19 protein-coding genes are annotated in these 22,444 nt (G+C 65.4%); 11 read left to right on the forward strand and 8 right to left on the reverse strand.

What is annotated here, in order from left to right; translation table 11 throughout:
* Positions 1-7: 7 nt before the first annotated feature.
* From WDN01_01650 to WDN01_01660, 3 genes are read right to left on the reverse strand one after another with little or no spacing between them, the layout of a single operon-like run.
* Complete coding sequence (locus WDN01_01650) at positions 8-883, reverse strand: enoyl-CoA hydratase (GenBank protein MEJ0024705.1); 876 nt, start codon at positions 881-883, stop codon at positions 8-10.
* A gap of 21 nt (positions 884-904) precedes the next feature.
* Positions 905-1,330: a hypothetical protein gene (locus WDN01_01655; protein MEJ0024706.1), complete on the reverse strand. Its 426-nt coding sequence runs from the start codon at positions 1,328-1,330 to the stop codon at positions 905-907.
* Positions 1,331-1,388: 58 nt separating this feature from the next.
* Positions 1,389-2,486: a C45 family peptidase gene (locus WDN01_01660; protein MEJ0024707.1), complete on the reverse strand. Its 1,098-nt coding sequence runs from the start codon at positions 2,484-2,486 to the stop codon at positions 1,389-1,391.
* 110 nt (positions 2,487-2,596) lie between these two features.
* Between WDN01_01660 and WDN01_01665 the strand changes: the two genes are divergently transcribed.
* The 4 genes from WDN01_01665 (at position 2,597) to WDN01_01680 (ending at position 6,959) form a co-directional block, all read left to right on the forward strand.
* Positions 2,597-3,034: a nuclear transport factor 2 family protein gene (locus WDN01_01665; protein ID MEJ0024708.1), complete on the forward strand. Its 438-nt coding sequence runs from the start codon at positions 2,597-2,599 to the stop codon at positions 3,032-3,034.
* A 141-nt stretch (positions 3,035-3,175) separates the two neighbouring features.
* Positions 3,176-4,765 carry an AMP-binding protein gene (locus WDN01_01670; GenBank protein ID MEJ0024709.1) on the forward strand — a complete coding sequence of 530 codons (1,590 nt, stop codon included), beginning with the start codon at positions 3,176-3,178 and terminating at the stop codon, positions 4,763-4,765.
* Between the two features lie 87 nt (positions 4,766-4,852).
* Positions 4,853-6,046 (forward strand): lipid-transfer protein, encoded by a 1,194-nt coding sequence (locus tag WDN01_01675; protein MEJ0024710.1) that lies wholly within the window; start codon positions 4,853-4,855, stop codon positions 6,044-6,046.
* A gap of 16 nt (positions 6,047-6,062) precedes the next feature.
* The gene (locus WDN01_01680) at positions 6,063-6,959 is read left to right on the forward strand and encodes a phytanoyl-CoA dioxygenase family protein (protein ID MEJ0024711.1); all 897 of its coding nucleotides are present in this window, start codon (positions 6,063-6,065) and stop codon (positions 6,957-6,959) included.
* A gap of 17 nt (positions 6,960-6,976) precedes the next feature.
* Here WDN01_01680 and WDN01_01685 read toward each other — a convergent pair whose 3' ends face one another.
* Together WDN01_01685 and WDN01_01690 are read right to left on the reverse strand one after the other, a co-directional pair.
* Positions 6,977-7,609, reverse strand: a complete 633-nt coding sequence (locus tag WDN01_01685) for a TetR/AcrR family transcriptional regulator (GenBank protein ID MEJ0024712.1) — start codon at positions 7,607-7,609, stop codon at positions 6,977-6,979.
* A gap of 71 nt (positions 7,610-7,680) precedes the next feature.
* Entirely contained in the window at positions 7,681-9,153 is a 1,473-nt protein-coding gene (locus WDN01_01690) for an amidase (GenBank protein MEJ0024713.1), read from the reverse strand.
* Positions 9,154-9,447: 294 nt separating this feature from the next.
* On the opposite strand from WDN01_01690, the gene WDN01_01695 reads away from it, so the two are divergent.
* From WDN01_01695 to WDN01_01720, 6 genes are all read left to right on the forward strand, one after another.
* Positions 9,448-11,721: a TonB-dependent receptor gene (locus WDN01_01695; GenBank protein MEJ0024714.1), complete on the forward strand. Its 2,274-nt coding sequence runs from the start codon at positions 9,448-9,450 to the stop codon at positions 11,719-11,721.
* 73 nt (positions 11,722-11,794) lie between these two features.
* The gene (locus tag WDN01_01700; protein MEJ0024715.1) at positions 11,795-12,217 is read left to right on the forward strand and encodes a hypothetical protein; all 423 of its coding nucleotides are present in this window, start codon (positions 11,795-11,797) and stop codon (positions 12,215-12,217) included.
* A gap of 35 nt (positions 12,218-12,252) precedes the next feature.
* Positions 12,253-12,720, forward strand: a complete 468-nt coding sequence (locus tag WDN01_01705) for a MaoC family dehydratase N-terminal domain-containing protein (protein ID MEJ0024716.1) — start codon at positions 12,253-12,255, stop codon at positions 12,718-12,720.
* A 6-nt stretch (positions 12,721-12,726) separates the two neighbouring features.
* Positions 12,727-13,143: a MaoC family dehydratase gene (locus WDN01_01710; GenBank protein MEJ0024717.1), complete on the forward strand. Its 417-nt coding sequence runs from the start codon at positions 12,727-12,729 to the stop codon at positions 13,141-13,143.
* 23 nt (positions 13,144-13,166) lie between these two features.
* Positions 13,167-13,994 (forward strand): SDR family oxidoreductase, encoded by an 828-nt coding sequence (locus WDN01_01715; GenBank protein ID MEJ0024718.1) that lies wholly within the window; start codon positions 13,167-13,169, stop codon positions 13,992-13,994.
* Positions 13,995-14,284: 290 nt separating this feature from the next.
* A complete protein-coding gene (locus WDN01_01720) occupies positions 14,285-14,995 on the forward strand; it encodes an RNA polymerase sigma factor (GenBank protein ID MEJ0024719.1) in 711 nt (236 codons plus the stop codon).
* Positions 14,996-15,141: 146 nt separating this feature from the next.
* Here WDN01_01720 and WDN01_01725 read toward each other — a convergent pair whose 3' ends face one another.
* Positions 15,142-16,854, reverse strand: a complete 1,713-nt coding sequence (locus WDN01_01725; protein ID MEJ0024720.1) for a thiamine pyrophosphate-dependent enzyme — start codon at positions 16,852-16,854, stop codon at positions 15,142-15,144.
* A gap of 515 nt (positions 16,855-17,369) precedes the next feature.
* Here WDN01_01725 and WDN01_01730 point away from each other — a divergent pair.
* Positions 17,370-19,010 (forward strand): Na+/H+ antiporter, encoded by a 1,641-nt coding sequence (locus tag WDN01_01730; GenBank protein ID MEJ0024721.1) that lies wholly within the window; start codon positions 17,370-17,372, stop codon positions 19,008-19,010.
* A gap of 163 nt (positions 19,011-19,173) precedes the next feature.
* Here WDN01_01730 and WDN01_01735 read toward each other — a convergent pair whose 3' ends face one another.
* Together WDN01_01735 and WDN01_01740 are read right to left on the reverse strand one after the other, a co-directional pair.
* Entirely contained in the window at positions 19,174-20,793 is a 1,620-nt protein-coding gene (locus tag WDN01_01735; protein MEJ0024722.1) for a peptide ABC transporter substrate-binding protein, read from the reverse strand.
* Between the two features lie 65 nt (positions 20,794-20,858).
* The gene (locus WDN01_01740) at positions 20,859-22,439 is read right to left on the reverse strand and encodes a peptide ABC transporter substrate-binding protein (protein MEJ0024723.1); all 1,581 of its coding nucleotides are present in this window, start codon (positions 22,437-22,439) and stop codon (positions 20,859-20,861) included.
* Positions 22,440-22,444: the final 5 nt, after the last annotated feature.

The following is a 22,444-nucleotide window of genomic DNA, read 5'->3' on the forward strand; positions in this document are numbered from 1 at the left end:
AGCCCTGCTAGGTCTTGGCCTTCTGGCGCCAGGGCTCGTCGCCCTTGGCATAGCTCGATTGCACGCCTTTGTGCACGCCGGTGGGATCGACCGGCACGCCGAACACCTCCATGCAGTGGCTATGCGCGATATGGTGCATGGCGAAGGCCGCCATATGGGCGGCGACGCGACCTTGCGCGTCCTGTGCGGCGTTCACCGCCTGCTTGGCGAGCTTGAGGGCGAAGGACGGGCGCTGCGCGATCTGGAGCGCGAGTTCGAGCGTCGCTTCCGCGAGCTCGGCGCGCGGCACGACGCGATTGACCATGCCGCATTGGCGCGCTTCCTCGGCGTTGATCTGCGCGCCGGCGAACAGCATCTCCTTGGCCTTGCGCGCCCCAAGCTCCCAGGGGTGGGCGAAATATTCGACGCCGGGAATGCCCAGCATCAGCGTCACGTCCTCGAACAGCGCGTCGTCGGCGGCGACGATGAGATCGGACGGCCAGCACAGCATGAGGCCGCCCGCGACGCAGCGCCCCTGCACCGCGGCGATGGTGGGCTTGGGGATGGCGCGCCAGCGTTCGCAGAAGCCGGTGTAGAGTTCTTCCTCCCGCGCCATGCGGCCTTCCGCGCCCGGCCGGCGATAGCCGGTGGCGCCGGTGACGGGCCGGTATTTGTCCTGCGTATCGAGGTGGTCGCGCTCGCGCAGATCGTGGCCTGAGGAGAAGTGCGGCCCGTTCGCCGCGGTGATGATCACCTTCACCGCCTCGTCCTGGGCGGCGCGTTCATAGGCGTCGTTCAGCGCGTAGAGCAGGCGCGTATCCTGCGCATTGCGGGCCTCGGGACGGTTGAGGACGATGCGCGCGACGTTCGGCGCCGCCATTTCGTAGAGGATGGAATCCGCCATGATCTTCTCCCGGATGGCCGCCTAAAGCGTGCGCACGGCCAGATCGTTGTGCAGGCCGACGAAGTTCGCCGGCACCTTTGTGCGGTCGCGGCTGGTCGAGACCGAGCGTCCCTCCGCGATGCCCTTGGCCATGTAGGCTTCGACCTCGGCCATGGTTTCGGGGGTGTAGACCATCCGCGCGACCGGCACGACGAAGTCGTAGTCGTGCTCGGTGCGGACGTCCGCCTCGGCAATCGCGGTCTCCTCGAATTTCACCAGCTTGCCGTTCTCGACGATGCAGTGCCAGGCGATGGTGCCGGTGCCGTTCTTGTCGAGGTGCTTGGGCACCTTGTTGAAGACCTCGCAGATGCTGAGACTGGCGGCGGGGCCGGCTTCGGCGGCATATTTCGCCAGCCGTTCCTTCAACGCGGCGATCCAGGCGGGGCTGGCGAATTCGAACTTGTCCATGGCGGTCTCCCTGCGGCGCATCGATCCGACACGGCCGACGGCCGAATCCGCCATGTCGTCAAACCGAAAAAGTCCTGAATTCACAACGATGTGGCGGGCCCGACGCGATGTGCAGCCTGGGCCGTTCCGCGTCCAGCTCGAAGATGCAGCAGGCGAGGGTGAAGCCGATATTCTCGTCTTCCTCGTTGCGGCCGCCGCCGCGGGACACCGGATAGTCCGGGTCGTCGTGCCCCGAAAGGATTTCCTTGATCGCCGGGATGCCGAGGGGCGCATCCAGGGCGCTGAAACGTTCGTGCAGGGCCGCGAAGCGCAGATAGGTGCTGCGTCCAGGCTTGCGGCCCACTGCGCCGGCGACGTCGCAATTCTTGAGCGGATGATTGGTGTGGTAGACGGGCTGCGACGGATCGTCGGGGCCGTATTTGACGATCGTGCCCGCCGAGCGCTCATACATCGCCACCGCCTCGGGATCGCCTATCACCCAGTTGAGACCGGAGGCGTGCGGCAGCCGCTCGATCAGCGCGACGGCCTGCGGGAGGCTGGTCGATTCCAGGAGCAGGCGGTAGATCGCGAAGATCGGCACGCCCGCGATGTCCGTCCGGAGCCGGGTCAATGTGTTGTCGCATACGGCGAAGCCGTGGCTGTTCATGCCGTTCAGGCTGATCATGCCCGGCACGCTGGGCGCCAGGATGCGGCCGTCGGAATTGTCGCAACGATACCGCAGCAATAGCTGATAGCCGTCGAGATAGGCGTCGAGATCGAGGTTCTGTCCGATCAGCGCGGGCTGCGTGCCGGTCGGGCCCAGCGCCATCGTGCTGCACGCCTCGCCGGGCGGCGCCGCGGAGGGGGCGAACCAGAACTCCTCGTTGATATGCTGGAACGCGAGCAGGGTGGGGTAGTCGACCGCGGCGCCCTCCGCGATGCCGCGGATTTCTTCGAGCACGCTAGGCGCATGCGCCTGCAACGCCCGTTCGAATTTCGTTTCGGCGAAAAACCGCTCGACATGGCGCGCGCGGGTCACCTTGTAGACGCGCCGCAGCGCCTCGTCCCAGCGGTCGAGCAGCGCGTGGATCCGGGGGCGCAGCATCTCGCCATGCTGGCGGCCGCGCGCGGTCGGGCCGCCCTCCAGCGTGATGATCTCCAACGCACTCGTCTCCATCGTCGGCCTCGGCGAAATATCCCATGACAAGACACTCGCACGCGATCGATCCGCCACTCCCGCCGCGTCGAAATCCGCGCCATCATCGCGCGGGCAATCGGGCGCATCGCATGACCGAAGACGAAAAACTCAAGATCGAAGCGGCCTGCATCCGCCTTCAGACGCGTTATGGCACGCTGGCCGACCGCCAGGATCCGAAATTCGCGGACCTCTTCATCAAGGATGCGACGATCACCTTGCCCGAATATCCGCCTTTCGCCGGTCTGGACGCGATCATGCAGGGGCAGGCGGATTGGAAGGCGAGCGGCGTCGTGATGCGCCATATCGTGACGAATTGCACCATCGAGGTGAAAAGCGCCAGCCACGCCACCGGGATTTGCTATCTGACGGTCCTCGCCCATGACAGGCCGCTTCCGCCCGGCACGCCCTTGCCGGCGCCGCGGGTGACGTTCGGCGAATTCCACGATCACTTCGTCAAGGTCGGCGGCGCCTGGCTGATCCAGAGCCGCCGGCTGCACCGCATGTTTCGCGGGTTCGGGCCGGCCTAGCGGCATCGCGCGCGTCTGGTCTTCCTATCGCCGTCCGTTTCGGTGCGCGCGGCGGGCCGGATGGAGGATAGACCCGTCTTGCGTGTCTGTACCGGGAGGCGCGTGCAAAGTTCTTCGCCCTTGTAGGAGGCGCATTCGACGATGCCCGGTCTTCATATTTCCCGGATTGGCGCGCACCCCTTCGGCGGCCAGGACATCCGTTCGCTGTTCGAACACCAGGCAAAGGTACGCCGCGATCATCCCTTCCTGATCTGGTCGCCGTTCACCGGTGAAGACCGCATCTGGACCTATGGTGCTTTTCGCGACGCGATCGCGTCTTTCGCGGCGGGCCTTCACGCCCGCGGCGTCCGCCCCGGCGAGCGCGTGATGATCCATCTCGACAATTGTCCCGAGAGCGTGATCGCCTGGCTCGGAACCGCCTGGGCCGGCGCCGTCGCCGTCATGTCCAACACGCGGTCCAGCGCGGACGAGGTCGCCTATTTCGCCTCCCACAGCCGGGCCGTCGCGGTCGTCACGCAGCCGAAATATCTGGACACCGTGGGCGACGCCTGCAAGGGCGCGCGATGGATCGCGGTCACCGGGACGGATGGCGGCGAACCGGCGTCGGATTCCCCGCCGGCATGGGCCGTCCGTTTCGAAGAGATCGAGGGAGACATTTGGGCCTTGCCGGAAAGACCGCACGACCCGGCGGCGCCGTTCGGGATTCAGTATACGTCGGGCACCACGGCGCGGCCGAAGGCCGTGTCCTGGACGCATGCCAATGCCCTGTGGGGCGCGCGCATCTCGTCGCAGCACGAGGATTTGCGGCCGGACGACGTCCATTGGGCGGCGATGCCGCTGTTCCACACCAATGCGCAGGTCTATTCGCTTCTGGCCGCGGCGTGGGTGGGCGCAAGCTGCGTGCTGCAGCCGAAGTTCTCGGCCTCGCGGTTCTGGCCGGTGTCGCTCAAATACGGCTGCACCTGGGCCTCGATGGCGCCGTTCTGCGTGCGTGCGCTGCTCGATCTTCCGGTGCCGGATCACCGTTATCGTCTCTGGGGAAGCGCGGTCTGCGACATGCCGTTCGACGCGCATTTCCGGGTGCGGACGATCGGCTGGTGGGGCATGACCGAGACCGTCACGCATGGCATCGTCGGCGCGGTACACCAGGCCAACACGCCGCTGGCGATCGGCCGCGTCGCGCCCGAATATCGCATCAGGATCGTCGACGAAGAAGGAAGGCAGGTGCGGCCCGGCGAGACCGGCGATCTGCGCATCTTCGGTATCCGCGGGCTCTCGCTGTTCGAAGAGTATGTCGACGATCCCAAGGCGACGGCGGCCGCGTTCGACGAGGACGGATTCATGATCACCGGCGATCGCGTGCGCGTCGGCGCGGATGGTTCGATATTCTTCGTCGACCGCGCCAAGGACATGCTGAAAGTGGGCGGCGAAAACGTCGCGGCATCGGAGATCGAGCGCGTGATCATGGACGTTGCGGGCGTTTCGGAAGTCGCCGTCGTCGGGCGAAGGCACCCGATGCTGGACGAGGTGCCGGTGGCGTTCGTCATCCCGCTGGACCCGGCGCGAACGGCTCTTCCGGACGAGATATTGGCTGCGTGTCGGCAGAAGCTGGCCGATTTCAAGGTCCCGCGGCAGGTGCGGCTCGTGCCGTCCCTTCCGCGCAGCACGCTGGAAAAGATCGCCAAGGCCGAGCTGCGCGGGATGCTGGAGAGGGAAGAGCCGGCTCACTAGACCGCGGTTTCGATAGCGGTTTATCGGCCGAGCCGTGTCTTTTCCGGTACGCGACCGCTTCCGGCGGGTTTCATCTGGAGCATCAAAATGGATCGTAAGGCGCTGGTTGCCGGCGTGGGGATGACGCCCTTCAAAAAGCCGGGTCAGAGCGAGACCTGGGACGTGATGGGCGCCGAGGCAGCGCGCCGCGCGCTCGCCGACGCGGGGCTAGCCTATTCCGACATCCAGCAGGCCTATGTCGGCTATGTCTACGGCGATTCCACCTGTGGCCAGAGCGTCCTCTACAAGCTCGGCCAGTCGGGCATCCCGATCTTCAACGTGAACAACAACTGCTCCACCGGTTCGAGCGCGCTGTATCTGGCCCGCCAGGCGGTCGAAGCGGGCGTCGCCGACGTCGCGCTGGCGCTCGGCTTCGAGCAGATGAATCCGGGCGCGCTGGGCTCCGTCTACAACGACCGCAAGCCCGCGATGGAGCTGTTCGCCGATGCGATGGCGCGGGCGCAGGAATTCGACCCGAAGGCGCCGGGGGCCGCGCAATTCTTCGGCGGCGCCGGTCTCGAGCACCAGAAGAAGTTCGGCACGCAGACTTCGACCTTCGCGCGGATTTCCGAGAAGGCCCGCAAGCACGCGGCGAACAATCCCTACGCCGTGTTTCGCGACCCGCTGTCGCTGCACGACGTCCTGCAGTCGCCGCACATCTACGGCCCGCTGACGCGCTTCCAGTGCTGCCCGCCGACCAGCGGCGCCGCGGCGGCGGTGATCGTGTCGCGTGAATATGCGAAGAAGAAGGGCCTGACCCGCCTGATCGAGATCGCAGCCCAGGCGATGACGACGGATACGCCGTCGTCCTTCACCGAGCCGCCCAGCATGATGCGCGTCGTCGGCTACGACATGGCGAAGGACGCCGCACGCCAGGTGTACGAATCCGCCGGCATGGGGCCTGAGGACGTCCAGGTGGTGGAGCTGCACGATTGCTTCACGGCGAACGAACTCATCACCTACGAAGCGCTCGGACTGTGCCCGGAAGGCGGGGCGGAGCGCTTCATTATCGACGAGGACAACACCTATGGCGGCAAGTTCGTCACCAACCCGTCGGGCGGCCTGCTCGCCAAGGGACATCCGCTCGGCGCGACCGGCCTTGCGCAGTGTTCGGAGCTTGTGTGGCAGCTGCGCGGCGAGGCGGAGAAGCGCCAGGTCGAGGGCGCCAGGGCGGCACTGCAGCACAATCTTGGACTGGGCGGGGCGTGCGTCGTGACGCTCTATCGGCCCGCGGCGCTGTGAGCAGAAGGAGAGAACGATGGAACTGAAGCCTTGGAAGACGACGGCGGGCGTCAACGAATCCTACAAGCTCATCCGTGAATTGGGTCTGGAGCAATATGTCGCCGAACTCGACACGTTCGGCTTCACGATCGTGCCGCCCGAAAAGGCGGCGCCGCCGGGCTTCACCGACAAGCTCTGCGAGGCGGTCTGGAAGCATTCCAAAGCCGCCGACAAAAACGTCGCGACGCTGAACGTCGTCGACAAATCGCAGCGCTCGGTCGACGGCGAACATCTGTTTCACACCGTGAAACGCGATCCGATCTTCCGCGAGGCCACGGTCTCGCCGGTGGCCTATGCGCTCGCGTCCTACGTCGTCGGCGCGAGCATGCGCATCTATTCGAGCGGCTCCATCCTGAAGTCCGGCCAGATCAATCCCGTGTTCCTCCACTGCGACTCGGTGTCGGTGCCGCCCCCGCTGCCGCCATGGGGCATGTTCTGCAATGCGACGTGGATTCTCAGCGAATATTCGATGGAGACGGGGCCGCTGTTCATGGTGCCCGGCAGCCACAAGCTCTGCCGTCATCCGACCGCGGCGGAGCAGCCCAAATGCATCGGCGGCCCGGGAGACGACGACATCGTCCAGCCGGTGCTGGCCAAGCCCGGCTCGCTCTGCGTCTTCCACGGCAACACCTGGCACGGCGCAATCGGCAAGGACAACAACCACACGCGCGTGACCTATGTCACGCTGTATTGCCGCAGCTTCGTGATGCCGGCGGAAGACTTCAGCGACATCACGCCGGAGATGATGGAGCAGCATGGCGAGAAATTCGCCAAGCTCGTCTGGCGCGACAAGTGGCAGGGCTACCGCGAGGAAGGGCCATCGCCGGCGAAGCTGGCACTGACGCGCCCGTCCACGGAAAACCAGTACGGTTGAGGGCGCCGGCGCGGCGGTCAGGGGGCGGCGCGCCGGAGGCTCCGCATCACGAAGTGCACGCAGGCCTCGGCCACATCCTCCTTCGCGAGGTCCGTGTCCTTCAGCCAGAGCGGGATGTACCTGAGCACCCCGATCACAAAGCGATACGTCATCGCGATATGGGAGCGTTCGAGCGAGCCGTCGTCGAACCCGGCCTGCAGAATCGTCTCCCCCATCTCGTCGAACGGACGCTGAGCCGCGACGAAGAGCACCCTTTGCTCGCCTTCGAAATTGCGCGCCAGCCAGCTCGCCGCATCGCCTCCAAGCTCGCCGAAAAAAAGAATGCGCAAGGCCCGGCGCAGGAACCGCTCGAGCTGATCGGCGCCGCTGAGACCTTCGACGAGCGGAAAGTCCTCCGGATACTTGCTCCTGTCCAGGAACTCCGCGATGCCGGTCTCGACGAGCGCGAGCAGCACCTGGTCCTTGTTGGCGAAATAATAATAGACCGTCGGCTTGGAGATGTTCAGCTCGACGGCGATGTCGCCGAGCGACGTGTTCTCCACGCCCTTGGTGCGGAACAGGCTGGCGGCCGTGTTCAACAGCGCACGGCGTTTCAGTTCGAACTTCTCTTCCCGGCTCTTGATCGTTGCGCCCCAGGCTTTGTCGCTCATCGAATCCTGCATGCCTCAATTGCCGCGAATCATGTCGATCGGCGTAGTTGGTATAGGCGGCAACGTGTACATTACAACGCCTCGACTTTGGAGGCTTGGCCGTTGCGCAGCGGCCCTTCCGGCGGCCGGCGCGCGTCCCACGGCCGTGCGCGCTCGATTTCTCCGGCCAGCGCCAGCAACGCCGCCTCGCCGGCCGGCTGCCCCACGATCTGAACCCCGACCGGCATGCCGGTCTCGGTCCACATCAGGGGAAGCGACATTGCGGGCTGGCCGGTGATGTTGAAGATCTGCGTGTTGGGCCCGAAATCGTAGAACCGGGCCGAGACGGCATCGAGATCGAACGAGCCGCCGCCCATCACCTCGGCCAGGGTCGCCTTCACGGGCATCCGGCCCAGCGTGCCGGTCAGCAGCATGTCGTATTTCTGGAACGCCGGCGCGATGCCGCGCGCGAGAAACTGCATCTGCACCAGCGCGCGCGCGAATTCGCGGGCCGAATATCGGCCGCCGCGCTCGTAGACCATGCGCGTCACGGTTTGCAATTCGTCGTCCCGCAGCGGCCAGCCCCGGCGTTCCACTTCCGCGTCGATCCCGGCCCTGACCGAGCTGGAGAAGAGGATGCCGGCGATCGCCGTCACCTGCTCCAGGTCGGCGAGCGGCGATGCCACCTCGACCGCATGGCCGAGATCTTCGAGCAGCCGGGCCGTCTCCTTCACCGCGTCGACGATCTCAAGGTCCATGGCGCCGCCATAGACGTTGGTGAGCAGCATGCCGAACCGGAGCTTTCCGGGGCTTCGTTCGACCTCGCGGGCAAAGGGCGTGGGCGGCGGTTCGATGGCGAAGAAATCGCCCGGCTGGGGCGCGCAGCTCAAATCCAGGATCGCGGCGCTGTCGCGCACCGACCGGGTGACCACATGCGACGTCGTGAGACCGCCCAGTCCTTCGACCATGGGCGCCATCGAGACGCGTCCGCGGGACGGCTTGAACCCGAAGCAGCCGCAGCAGGCTGCGGGAATGCGGATCGAGCCGCCGGCGTCGCTGCCGTTCACGGCAGGTGCGATCCGCGCGGCGACCGCGGCGGCCGACCCGCCCGACGATCCGCCCGGCGAGCGCTGCAGATCCCATGGATTGCGCGTCGTCCCGAACAAATCCGTATCGATGACCCCCAGAAGCCCGAATTCGGCCGTGCTCACCTTGCCGAACGTCACGAACCCGGCCTGCTTGTAGGCGGTCGTCAGCGCGCTGTCGAAGGGCGAAACGAAATCCTTCATGAGGCGCGAGCCGCTCGTCATGCGCGTCCCCTTCAAATGGGCCGTAAGGTCCTTGAGGAGAAACGGAACGCCCCGGAACGGGCCGTCCGGCAGACCGTCGGCGATTGCCCGGCGCGCCTCGTCTTCCGTGCTGATGACCATCGCGTTGATCGCGGGATTGACCTGTTCGACGCGCGCCAGGGCGGCTTCGAAAAGTTCGGTCGGCGAGACGTCCTTGCGTGCGACGAGCTGCGCCAGGCCCGTGGCGTCATAGCTCTGATATTCGTCGGTGTTCATCGGCCAGCCTCGTGCTCTCGGATTGTGGTCCACCGTGCCGCCGACAAAGAACGCCCGGGACGTCTTGCCGGGGAAAGCCCTCGGCTCCGGTACGGCGCGCATTGCTATTGGCGGAATGCCGGCAATCTAGAAGACACGAGCCGCGCCGAAATGCGCTACGCCTCAGATCGGCTTTCAAAACGTCTTCTCCCGCAGTAGCGCGTTTTTCGACATCGAAGTGTCTTCAAACGTCCAGTACTCCGCGGGGGCATGTTCGATTTGCGGGGGTGTTTAAGTCTGTAGGGGGACTTGAAGATGGCATCGCCGCTTGCAAGCAAGATCAACTCGGGGGTCGGCGCCTTGATGCTGGCCTTGTTGGCCTCGACGGCCCTGGCCGTGCCGGCTTTCGGGCAGTCCGACGGCGGCGGAATCGAAACCGTCGTGGTGACGGCCGAGAAGCGCAGTGAAAACCTCATCGACGTTCCGCTGTCGATCACGGTCAACGACGCCCGCGACATCAAGGACAAGAACATCGGAGACCTGACCGAACTCGGCCAGAAGATCCCGAACGTCAATGCCGGCGGCACGCTGTTCGGCTCGGTCACCATCCGGGGCATCTCCTCGAATTCCGCCGGCGCGGGCATCGGCGCGGGTTTTCCGCCCGATGTCGGCGTCAATGTGGACGAGGTCTTCCAGGGCCGCGACCGCGCGTTCGACAGCGTGCTGACGGACGTGTCGAGCGTGGAGGTCCTGCGCGGACCGCAGGGCACGCTCTACGGCAAGAACACCGTGGCGGGCGTGATCAACATCACGACCGAACGTCCGACGAACGAATATGAAGCGCTGGGCGATTTCCGCGCGGGTAACTACGATTATTATCAGCTGCGCGGGACGATAAGCGGTCCGGTGGTCGAAGATACGGTCCTGGTGCGCGCCTCCGGCTTCCTGCAGAAGCGCGACGGCTATATCGACATGACAAACCTCGGCGAAAAAGGCGGCAGCCTCAACCAGTGGGGCGGTCGCATCATGGTCGTGGTGAATCCCGTCGATCGCCTCACGCTGGAGTTGCGCGGCGATCTGAGCGGCGAATCCGACAGCAACGGGCTGCGCGAGACGCAGTCGACGATCGGCGGCGCGATCGCGCCGTTTCCGCCGTTCAACACCGTGCCGCCGCAGAACCCGACCGACCGCATCGTCAACATCAACACGCCGCCGCTCGCCAAGCGCAACATCTGGGGCACGTCGGGAAAGGCGGAGTACGACTATAACGGCTATGCGCTGACATCGATCACGGCGTGGCGTCACTACAACAGCGACTGGGACTGGGATCAGGACGGCGGCCCGCTCGACGGCTTCGACACCGGCATGCAGGAAGGCATGGACAGGTTCAGCCAGGAATTCCGCTTCACCTCGCCGGGCGACGATCGTTTCTCATGGATCGCCGGCGCCTACTTCGATCACGAACTCGACAGGTCGATGTACCATATCGGCATCGGCGACGGCTTCCCGACGTTTCTGCTGGGGGCGCCGTTTCCGCTGGTATTGCCCACGGGTTACCGGGAAACGGCCACGACCAATGCGCGCATCTCGAACACCAGCGAGGCGGGCTTCATCAGCGCCAAGTACAACATCACCGACGCGCTCATCGTCAGCGGCGGCGTCCGCTACACGCACGAACACAAGGACCTGAACTATTCGCAGCTGCCGACGACGCTCGACCCGGACCTTGCGCCGCTGCACGTGATCTACGCCTTCGCGCTGCCGATCCCGGGCGTGATCGATCACTACGACCAGGGGGCGATAACCGGCGACGCGAATCTTTCCTACAAGTTCACCGAGGACCAGGTCGGGTATCTGCGCTTCTCGCACGGGTTCAAGGCCGGCGGCTTCAATGCCGACGTGATTTCGCCTCCCTTCGATCTGTCGGGCGGGCTTGCCTTCAAGCCCGAAACCCTGAACGCCTACGAGGCCGGCTTCAAGTCGGTGCTGTTCGACCATACGCTAAGCGCCAACATCTCCGCCTTCTACTACGATTTCTCCGACAAGCAGGAGCAGGTGGTCGTATCGGTGGGCTTCCGCGTGGCCAACGCCGCAAGCGCCACCAGCAAGGGCGTCGAACTCGAGCTCAATTGGGCGCCGATCGAAGGTCTCTCCCTGTTCGCCAATGGCGGGTATCTGGATGCGCGCTACGACAAATTCCCCAATGGCGGCGGCATCGGCGTCGATTTCGACGGCCACCAGCTGGCCGGCGCGTCGAAATGGTCGTCGAGCTGGGGCGGCAGCTGGACCCGGCCCTTCGACCTGATCGAGGGCACGAACTATGTGCTGGCCACCGACTGGGACTACCGCGATCCGCAGTTCACGGAGCCTTCGAACATGCTGGCGCTGCGCGTCGGGGCCTTTCTCATCGCGAATGCGCGCCTCGGAATCGAGGACTCGGAGGGACGCTGGGGCGCCTATGTGTGGGGCCGCAATCTGACCGACAAGACGGTGCTGGGCGGCGGCACCAGCGTGCTGGGCGGGCTTTACACGACCCGCTCGATCAACATCGGTCGCACGGTCGGCGTCGAACTGCGCGGGCATATCTAGCCCTTCGGTTCGGAAAGATGCGGTCCGGCCGCATCTTTCCGCCCGTGTGCGTCATCCATGACGGAGAAGACGTTTGGACAAGTTCGAATTCGGCGGCCGCGCCTGGATGGCGGCGCTCAGGGAATTGCTCGTCGCCTATACGCAAGGCGCCGGAACGAATTTCGAAGTAAGCCTCTGCGAGGTCTTCACCAACGTGCCGAAGCATCTCGATCCGTCCGGCGACGGCACGCTCGCATGGCACGGCGTCGTGAAGAACGGCGTCGTGCACTTCGACGAATCCGAACTGGCCGACGCCGACATCCACTCGACCGTGGACTACGATTTCGCCCTGCCGCTGGCGCGCCTGGTCCTGTCTCCGGAAACGGCCGGGCAGCTGCAGGCGGCCGCGGCAAGGGGCATAGCCGAAGGCAAATTGAAACTGGCCGGACGCGACAGGTCGAAAATGCCGGCGGCCTTTCAAGGACTGCACAACGATATGGCGGTGCGAACGCTCTAGCGGTCGGTTTGTCCGGAATCGCGAGCAGTTTGACGATGAAGTTAAAAGGTTTAGCCGGAATGTTGGACAGATCCCTCATCGGTTCGGAAACGGAGATGCGTTCCGTCGAGGTGGAAAAAGGCCGGCTCGAATTCTTCGCCGAAGCGACCGGAGAGACCAACCCGGTCTATTTCGACGAGCAGGCCGCAAAAGCCGCGGGTCATCGGTCTCTGCCCGCCCCGCCGACGTTTCTTTTCTGCCTCGAGAGTTTGGCGGCGGGCCCGGACGGAATCATGGCAAGGCTCGGCCTCGACATAGGCCGCATTCTGCACGGAGAGCAGCGCTTTCAATATGGCAAGGCGATCTATGCGGGAGACCGCATCGCGCTGAAAACCAGGATCTCGGACATCTACAGCAGGAAGGGCGGCCTGCTGGATTTCATCGTCCAGGAAACGACCGCGACCAACCAGAACGGCGAAGGCGTCGGCGTTTCGCGCACCGTCATCGTCGTCAGAAACGGCTGATCGCGCATGACGCCGGCCTATGACGCCGTCGATATCGGCGACGAGATTCCGATCCACGAAAGCGCCGCGATCTCGCGCCACACGCTTGCGCTTTATTGCGGCGCGTCCGGCGATCACAACCCCATGCACGTCGACAGCGATTTCGCCAAAAGCTCCGGCATGCCGGACGTCTTCGCGCACGGCATGCTCACGATGGCCTTTCTCGGGCAGCTTCTGACCAGATGGGTGCCGCAACAAAACATTCGGCACTGGAGCGTCCGCTTCACGGCAATCACGCCGGTCCATGCCAAGGTGGTCTGCACCGGAAAAGTCGTCGCCAAGTTCGAGGCCGGCGGCGAAAAATGCGTCCGGCTCGAGATCAATGCGAGAACGCGGTGCGGGCTTCACACGGTCGTGGGCGACGCGGTCGTCGCCCTGGCGTAACCCCATTCGGAATTTTCGGAACCATGGCAAAGCTCAAGGACAAGGTCGCGCTCATTTCCGGCTCGGGCCGCGGCATCGGACGGGCGCTGGCTCTCAAGCTCGCGTCCGAGGGCGCGCGGGTCGTCGTCAACGACCTGGATGAAGGGTCCGCCGCCGACGTCGTCGACGCGATCCGGAAAGCCGGGGGTCAGGCCGTTGCCTGCGTCGGCAGCGTCACCGAACCCGGCTTCGCCGACCGCTTCGTCGCCACGGGCATCGAAGCGTTCGGCGGCTTGGATATCATCGTCAACAATGCCGGATACACCTGGGACGGCGTCATCCAGAAAATGACCGACGAGCAGTTCCAGGCGATGCTCGACGTCCACCTCATAGCGCCTTTTCGTATCCTCCGCGCCGCGTCCGAGCCGATCCGCGCGCTGGCGAAAAAGGAGGCGGGGGAGGGGCGTGAGGTGTTCCGCAAGGTCGTGAACATATCGTCCATCGCCGGGACCAATGGCAGCGTCGGACAGGCGAACTACGCCTCGGCCAAAGCGGCTCTCGTCGGCCTCACCAAGACGTTGGCAAAGGAGTGGGGACGCTACAAGGTGAATGTCAATTGCGTCGCTTACGGCTTCATCGAAACGCGGCTGACGCAAGCCCTGGATGCGCCGGAGTCCAGGATCTCGATCGACGGCCGGGAAATGCAGGTCGGCGTACCGGCCGCCACGCGGCAGAGATTGCCGATGATGGTACCGCTCGGCCGGCCCGGCACGCCGGACGAAGCCGCCGGCGCCGTTTATCTCTTTTGCATCCCCGAAAGCAATTATGTGAACGGTGAAGTCCTTCTGGTCGGCGGCGGCATCGCCTACTAGGTGGCGCAGGCGCCGGCGGGCGATTTCAATCGCGACAACCCGCGCCTTTTTGGACCTTTTCACGAACCGATAGGGCCGATCCGCGTCGGCGCTCCGGCGCTTCGCGCCGGCGTCGCGCCCGCGCGTTTGTCGCTCGGCAAGACGCCGCCTCACGACGGGACTTGACAGATAGCACCCTTCGCATAGCCTGATATTCGTCCAGTCAGTAAAATGACTGACTAGTAGTAGATTTCTATGGTGCCGCAATAAACTTGCGCATAGTGAGGATGCAGATTCCCAAGGAGGGGTGCGTGACGTTTGAGACGCAAGATATTGGAAAGATTCGGAATTCTTCCGAGCAGGCGGAGGATCCTTTGCCCCCGGATTGGTCGAATCCGGCTTTATCGTCAGCGACGGCGGCTATCGAGGCCCTTTACCGTGAGCAGGAGCCAGCGCTGCGGCGGTTCGTTCGACGCATCCTGCGCAGCAACACGGACTGTGACGACATCGTGCAGGACGCTTTTGTGCGCACATGGCGTGCACTGGCCGCGGACAGGGCGCGGTCTCCGAACGCCGTCCTGTTTAGGACCGCTCGAAATCTGGCCTTGAATCATATTCGAAACCGTCGTCTCCGCAGTTCGGACGTTGTGCGCAACGCGCTGAACGTCGTTTTCACGCATGCCACGCCGTCCGCCGAGGACCACATGATCCAGTCCGAGCGGGCGGAGGGCTGCCGGCAGCTCATGGATCAATTGCCGGCGCGATGCCGGGAAGCATTCGTGCTGCGTGTCGTGGACGGGCTTTCCTATGATGGCGTGTCCATGGAGATGGGCGTATCCCGCAGCACGGCGGAAAAGCATGTCTTCAAAGGAAAGCGACTTTGCCAGACCAAGCTGATCGCGGCTCATGGCGACGGCAATTCCAAGCTCGGCGCGATTCTTTTCGGTGCCCCCCAAACGACAATGGAGCGGCTGGGCCAGGACGCCAAGATGAAATCGCTGATCGCCGCCGAATCGGAGTAGTGAGGGCGTGCGCGCAACGCCGGCCGCCTGAGTCTCTCCCGTCGACGACCGATCGCGACGATCCGCGCCCCTCGCACGTGGCGCGCCGGCTTGACTGCGATCGTCACCGAACCTCTTTTGCTTGTCGCCAATCGATCACGACCAGCTCACGGCGCCAGCGCGCCTTTGGTGAGGTCGATGACGTCGTCGCCCCGTCCCGCAAGGATCGCCTTGGCCGAATAAAGCGCGGTGCCGAGCACCTGGCCGGCTTCGATCTTCGGCGGCAGGACGAGTTCGCTGCGCGCGACGACCACGTCGAGCAGGGCCGGTCCCGGCGCGGCCAGCCATGCCTCTACCGCGCCCGCGACATCGTCCGCCTTTTCCACGCGCCGCCCCCACATCCCGATCGCCTCGGCAACGCGCGAGAAGTCGGGATTGTGCAGATCGGTATAGGCGTCGAGCAGGCCTTCGACCTTCTGCTCGAGCTCCACGAAGCCGAGCGCGCCGTTGTTGAAGACGCAGACCTTGATCGGCAGCTTCTCCTGCACGGTCGTCAGCAGATCGCCCAGCAGCATCGCAAGGCCGCCGTCGCCGGAGAGCGAGATCACCTGCCGGCCGGGATAGGCCGCCTGCGCCCCCAGCGCCTGCGGCATCGCATTCGCCATGGTGCCGTGGCTGAGGCTGACGACGGTGCGGTTGGCGCCGGTGGACGGCACATGGCGCAGGCACCAGACCATCGGCGAACCGCCGTCGGCCGTATAGACGGCGTCCGGCGCGGCATGGGCCGCGATCGTCTCCGTCAGATATTGCGGGTGGATCGCGCCCAACCCCGCGACGGCCCGCCGGTCGAGCTTCGCCTCGGCTTTGCGCGCCTCGGCCAGCGCGGCATCGAGAAAGCCGCGATCGTCGCGCGCGTCGATCCGCGGCAGCAGCGCTTCCAGGGTCGGCGCGATGTCGCCCACCGCGGCGACGTCGACGGGATGGCGGCGGCCGAGATGCGCGCCCTCGATGTCGATCTGGACGATCTTGGCGTGCCGCGGATAAAATTGCCGCCAGGCGAAATCACAGCCGAGCAGCAGCAGCGTGTCGCATTCCATCAGCGCGTGGTAGCCGCCCCGCGTGCCGAACACACCGGTCATGCCGACGTCGTAGGAATTGTCGTGCTCGAGAAAGTCCTTGGCGCGCGAGGTGCGGGCGACCGGCGCCTGCAGCCGCGCGGCGAGCGCGACCACCTGATCATGGGCATGGGCGCAGCCGGAGCCGCCATAGATCGCGACCCGCTTTCCGGCATTGAGCACCGCGGCGATGGCGTCGAGTTCCGCATCGCTCGGCCGGACGACCGGGCTGGCGCGATGCACGGCGAAATCCGGCTCGTCGGGGGCCGCGGCGTGGGACACGTCGACCGGCACGATCAGCACCGCGACGCCTTTGCGCGACAGCGCGGCCTGGGCCGCCATCGCGGTCATGCGGCGCGCCTGGGCCGGCGTGCGGATCTCCTCGCAGAAGACGGTGCCGGCGCTGTAGACCGCGTTGAAGTCGACCTCCTGCGGGAAGTCGAAGCCGAGCTCGTCGCGCGTGATCTGGCTCGCGATCAAGACGACCGGCGCGCGGTTGCGCCCGCTCTCCCACAGGCCGTTGATAAAGTGAAGGCTGCCGGGCCCGCACGAACCGGCGCAGAGCGCGAGCTCGCCGGTCAGCAGGGCATCCGCGCCGGCCGCCATCGCGCCCGCCTCTTCGTGGCGGACATGAACCCAGCGCAGATCGGAGCGGCGCACCGCGTCGGTGAAATAATTGAGGGTGTCGCCGGGCACGCCATAGCAGCGCCTGGCGCCCGCCTTGGTCAGAACCTCGACGATCACATCGGCGACTCTGCGTGTCATGCCGGCCTCCATCCGTCTCTTGCGTTGGACTTGAAATCGTCGGTAGGCGCGGCAGCGGCCGGCATGGTTGCATTTCCTATCGCCATGGCGCCTCGACCCGGCCGGCGGCCATCCATGCTGCAGATAAGCTCCGGAACGGTGGTGAGTTCCCCGGCGCTTGTCTATCGGTTCGTCTTCCGGCCGCTATGGCCCACCTTCGCGACGCCCATCCGCTAGAGCATCGTAAGATTGTCTTCGATATGCCAGTTGTCGGTGATGCGGCCGCCTTTAGGAAACCGTTGCTCTATCCTGTTGAGCTACGGGGTCGTGTGGAAAATTCCGGCAATCGCTGTCAGTCCTTCCGACTTTTGCCCCATGTTTGTTCCGGTGGGCAAGCCTTTTCGCTCAGGTCGTTTTCATCGAATGTGACAACCGCCCATCTGCACCGGCGGCCGGGCTTTGCGCTATGCATTGCGGCGGCGGGCGCGCTCGTGTAGCGCCGGGCCGTCGCCTCGGCAGATTTTGGGAGCCCTTTTTTGGAAGCCATAACGATCATCCTGCTGCTTCTGGCCGCCGTCGTCGCGAGCAGCGCCATCGCGCGTGCGTCGCCGATCCGCGTGCCGCTCCCGTTCGTCCAGATCGCGCTCGGCGCCTTGATCGCCTCCACCTTCGACTTCCGGATCGCGCTCGATCCGGAGATATTCCTGCTGCTGTTCATCGCGCCGCTGCTCTTCCTCGACGGCTGGCGCATCCCGAAGGAAGGGCTGTTCCGCGACAAGTGGACGATCATCGCGCTCGCCCTCGGCCTTGTCGTATTCACCGTCGTCGGCGCCGGCTTCTTCATCCATTGGATGATCCCGGTGATGCCGCTGCCGGTCGCGTTCGCGCTCGCCGCGGTCCTGTCGCCGACCGACGCGGTCGCCGTGTCCGCCATCGCAGCGCGGACGCCCATCCCCAAGCGGCTGATGCACATCCTCGAAGGCGAGTCGCTGCTGAACGACGCATCCGGCCTGGTGTGCCTGCGCTTCGCGGTCGCCGCCGCGGTGACGGGGAGCTTCTCCGTCGGCGAGGCGTCCGGCATCTTCCTCTGGCTGGCCGCTGGCGGGATCGCCGTCGGCGTCTTCGTCAGTGTACTGACGAATTTGGTGAAGGACTGGATCTCCCGGCATTTCGGCGAGGAGACGGGGACGCAGATCCTGGTCAGCCTGCTCATCCCGTTCGCGGCCTATATCCTGGCCGAGGATCTGAAGGCATCCGGCATCCTGGCGGCGGTCGCCGCCGGGATCGTGATGAGCTACGAGGAGCGGACCGGCCGTGCGCTGGCGATCACGCGCATCCGCCGCACCGCGGTGTGGGACGCCGTGCAATTCGCCGGCAATGGCGCGATCTTCGTGCTGCTCGGGCAGCAGCTTCCCGGCATCGTCGCCGGCGCGCGGCAGGTGATCCACGAAACGGCGCAGCAGGGCCGGATGTGGCTGCTGATCTATATCCTGGCGATCAGTTGCGTGCTCATTGCCCTGCGGGCCTTATGGGCGTGGGCGACGCTCGGCCTGATCCTGTTTCGCGCAGGTTCCAGCCGGCGGACCATAGAGACGCCCGGCTGGCGCGTGATCGCGGCCATGTCGTTGGCCGGGGTGCGCGGCGCCCTGACGCTGTCCGGCGTGATGACGCTGCCCCTGACGCTGCTGGAGGGCCAGCCCTTCCCGGCGCGCGATCTCGCCATCATCCTGGCGGCCGGCGCGATCCTGGTGTCGCTGATCGCGGCGAATCTCGGACTGCCCTATGTGATGAAGGGCATGACGCTGCCGCCGGACACGCGGTACCAGAAGGAAGAGGACGAGGCGCGCCTTGCGGCGGCGCAGGCGGCGATCAAGGCGATCGAACGCGATCTGCGCCAGACGGGGAAGGAAAGGGAGGACGCCGATCTCTATATGCAAACCGGCGCGCAGCTCATGGAGAGCTACCGGCAGCGGATCGAGACCCGGCTGAAGGCGAGCCAGGACGCCGATCTCGCCCAGAAGGTCGATGCGATCGAGCGCAAGCTTCGCATCGTCGCCCTCGACGCCGAGCGCAAGGAGCTCTATCGCATCGGCCGATCGGGCAAGCTGGCGGAGGAGCTGACCCGCAAACTGGTCCGCGAGGTCGACCTGCAGGAATCGCGGTTCAGCGTGCGCTAGGATTGTTTCGGTCTGGATTGAATCGCCGCATATCCCCTCGTCATCGCCCCTTTCATGCGGGCGATCCAATTCGGTCCGGAGAAAAACAGGTTGCCCGGACAAGCCGGCAATGACGACTCCTATATGGAAAAGTCCAAACCGAAACGACTGGACGCGATGACGGTCAGTTGCCGCGCTCGGGCGTCGCGGTGGGGTCGATCCACAGCCAGCGCGAGCGGTTGAAGTCGCGGATATTGGGGACCCAGCCCTTCACATAGGGCTCGACGATGTCCTGCGTGACCAGGAAGCGTCCCGGGATCACCGCCACGTCGTCGAGCGCGGTCTGTTCGGCCTCGCGCAGGAGCTCGCCGCGGGTCTTGAGGTCGAGGGTCAGATAGGACTTCGCGAGCAGCGCGTCGAATTTCGGGCTGTTGTATTTGCCGTAATTGTTGCCGCTCTCCGACTGCAGCAGGTCGAGGAAGGTGCCGGCGTCGTCGAAGTCGCCGATCCAGGCGCTGGTCGCGACGTTGAACTGGCCTTCCTGCAATTTCTTGTAGAAGAACTGGCCGTCCGAGGTGACGATCTCGATGTCGACATAGACCGCGCGCAGCATGGATTGCAGCACCGCGGCGGTGCGCTTGGAGTCGGGCGTGGTCGAGGTGTCGAAGGTGGTGTGGAAGAGGTTGTTCGGGCCATAGCCCATCTGCGCCATCAAGGCGCGGGCCTTGGCGAGGCGCTGCTCCCGGTTCAGGGACTGGAAATCCAGATGCGCGCCGCCCGGATAGTTCGCCACGCCCGGCGGCACGAAGTGATAGGCCGGGACGTCGCCCAGCCGCAGGATCTTGTCGCACAGGACCTCGCGGTCGAGGGCGAGCGCCAGCACCTCGCGCATGCGGCGGTCCTGGAACGGCTTGCGCTGGAAATTGACGACCAGGTATCCCACCGACAGCGTCGGATGAAGCTGCAGCGCGTGCGGAATGTTGTGGCGCATCCAGGCGATCTCGGCCGCGGGAATGAGATACTGCGTGTCCAGCTCGCCGGCGCGGATCGACTTGAGCGCCGCCAGCGTGTCCGTGGTCGGCTTGTAGATGACGGTCTTCAGCCGGACGTTCGCCGCATCGTAGAAGCGCGGGTTCTTGACCAGCGTCAGATGGTCGTTCGGCACCCATTCCTTCGGAACGAACGGGCCGTTGGCGACGTAGTTCTCCGGCCTGGCCCAGGCATCGCCCTTCGCCATCACGACGTGGCGCGGCACGGGAAACACCGCCTGGTGCAGCAGGTATTCGAGCATGTAGGGCGCGGGATGTTCGAGTTCGACGACGAGGGTCTTGTCGTCCCTGGCGGTCACGCCGAGGGCCTCGGTCGGCAGCTTGCCCTCGCTGATCGGCTTGGCGTTCTTGATCAGCCAGAGATAGTAGGCATAGGGCGCGCCGCGCGCCGGCTCGAGGATGCGGCGCCAGGCGAACACGAAATCCTCCGCCGTCACTGGCACGCCGTCGGACCAGACATGGTCGCGGATATGGAAGGTCCAGGTCTTGCCGTCGGGGGAGGTTTCCCAGCGCGTCGCGGCGCCGGGGATCGGCGTGCCGTCGGCGGCGTCGGTCGTCAGCCCGACCAGGATATCGCCGACCACGAAGGCTTCCCAATTGCCGTCGATATAGTGCGGGTCGAGGCTCTTGATCTCGATGCCGTTGCCGCGCACGAGATAGTCCGGGGAATGGATCGTCCGGCTCGCCGTGCCGAATTTGGTGCAGGCGCCGAGCAGGATCAGGAGGGCGATGGCGGCGAACCGCGCTGCGGGCATGTACAAAGGTCTCTTGCTCGATTCACAACGTGTATAGCGGATTTTCCGGCGCCCGCTGCTGCGGCTCATTGGGCCGGTCTTTCGAGCCACAGCCAGCGGGTGCGGTGCAGATCGCGGGGATTGTCCACCCAACCCTTTACGTAAGACTGAACGAGATACTGGCTGGTGCGGAAGCGCGTCGGGATCCAGGGATAGTCCTTAAGCGCCAGGCGCTCGGCGGCGGCCAGGAGTTGGCCGCGCCTGGCGAGGTCCGGCTCCTCCTGGGCCCGATTCAGCAGGGCGTCGAAGGCCGGATTCCGGTAGCGGCCGTAATTGTTGCCGGCGTCGGAGCGCAGCAGGTCGAGGAAGTTGCTGGCGTCATTGAAGTCGGCGAACCAGGACGCGGCGCCCAGGTCGTAATTGCCCTGGACCATGTTGCGGCCGTGCACGGCGGCGTCGATGGCGTCGATGTCGACATAGACCCAGATCGCGCGCAGCATCGCCTGGAGCACGGCAGCGACGCGCTTGTTGTTGGGCTCGTCATAGGTCTCGAAGACGAGGCGCAAGGGTTTGTCCGGCCCATAGCCGGCCTGGGTCATCAACCACTGGGCTTTCTTGAGGCGCTCGGCGGCGGGCAGCGGGCGGAAGTCGTAGGACTGCTCGCCGGGGTAGTTGGCGGTGCCCGGCGGCACGATGCCATAGGCGGGCGGCTCGCCCAGCCGCAGGACTTTTTCCGTCACGATCTCGCGGTCGAATGCCAGATTCAGCGCCCGGCGCACCCGCAGGTCGTTCAGCGGCGGATGCTGCAGATTAATCGAGATGTAGGAGAGGGCCAGGAGCGGCGTGGTGTGGACGAGCGCGGGCATGGTCCGCCGGAGCCAGCCGATCTGGGTCAGCGGGATCGGCGTCTGGGTGTCGAGCTCGCCGGCGCGGAACTGGCGCAAGGCCGCGTTGCTGTCGGCGATGGGATAGAAGTTCACGACGTCGATGCGCACATGGCCGGCGTCGTAGAAGCGCGGATTCTTCACCAGCGTCACATGGTCGTTCGGAATCCATTCGCGCGGGACGAAAGGCCCGTTGCCGACGAAGCTGCCGGGCCGGGACCATCCGGCACCCCTGGCGAGGACGACATGGCGCGGCAGGGGATAGGTCGTGTCGTGGGTCAGGAGCTGGGGCAGATAGGCCGCCGGGTGCTCCAGCGTGACCACCAGGGTCTTGTCGTCGATGGCCTGGGCGCCCAGGGCGGCGGGCGGCAGCTTTCCCGTGCTGATCGCATGCCCGTTCTTCACGACCCAGAGATTGTAGGCATAGGAGGCGCCGGTCCGGGGATCGAGCAGGCGGCGCCAGGCGAACACGAAGTCGGCGGCGGTCACCGGCCGCCCGTCCGACCAGAGATGATCGCGCAGATGGAAGGTCCAGGTCTTGCCGTCGGGCGAGACGGTCCAGCGCGCGGCCGCGCCGGGAATCGGCTCGCCCGCCGCGTCGATCGTCGTCAGGCCGACCAGCAGGTCGCCCTCGATGGCGGATTCGTTGATGCCGTCGATGAAATGGGGGTCGAGGCTCTTGATCTCCGAGCCGTTGCCGCGATCGAGCACCGTCAGGGCCGATGCGGGGCCCGCGGCGAGGCCTGCGAGGATGATGGCGTAAACCCATCCGATCTTTGCCATGCCGC

Origin of the sequence: Rhizomicrobium sp., from assembly GCA_037200985.1 — a bacterium.
In the GTDB taxonomy this organism is placed as follows: Bacteria; Pseudomonadota; Alphaproteobacteria; order Micropepsales; family Micropepsaceae; genus Rhizomicrobium.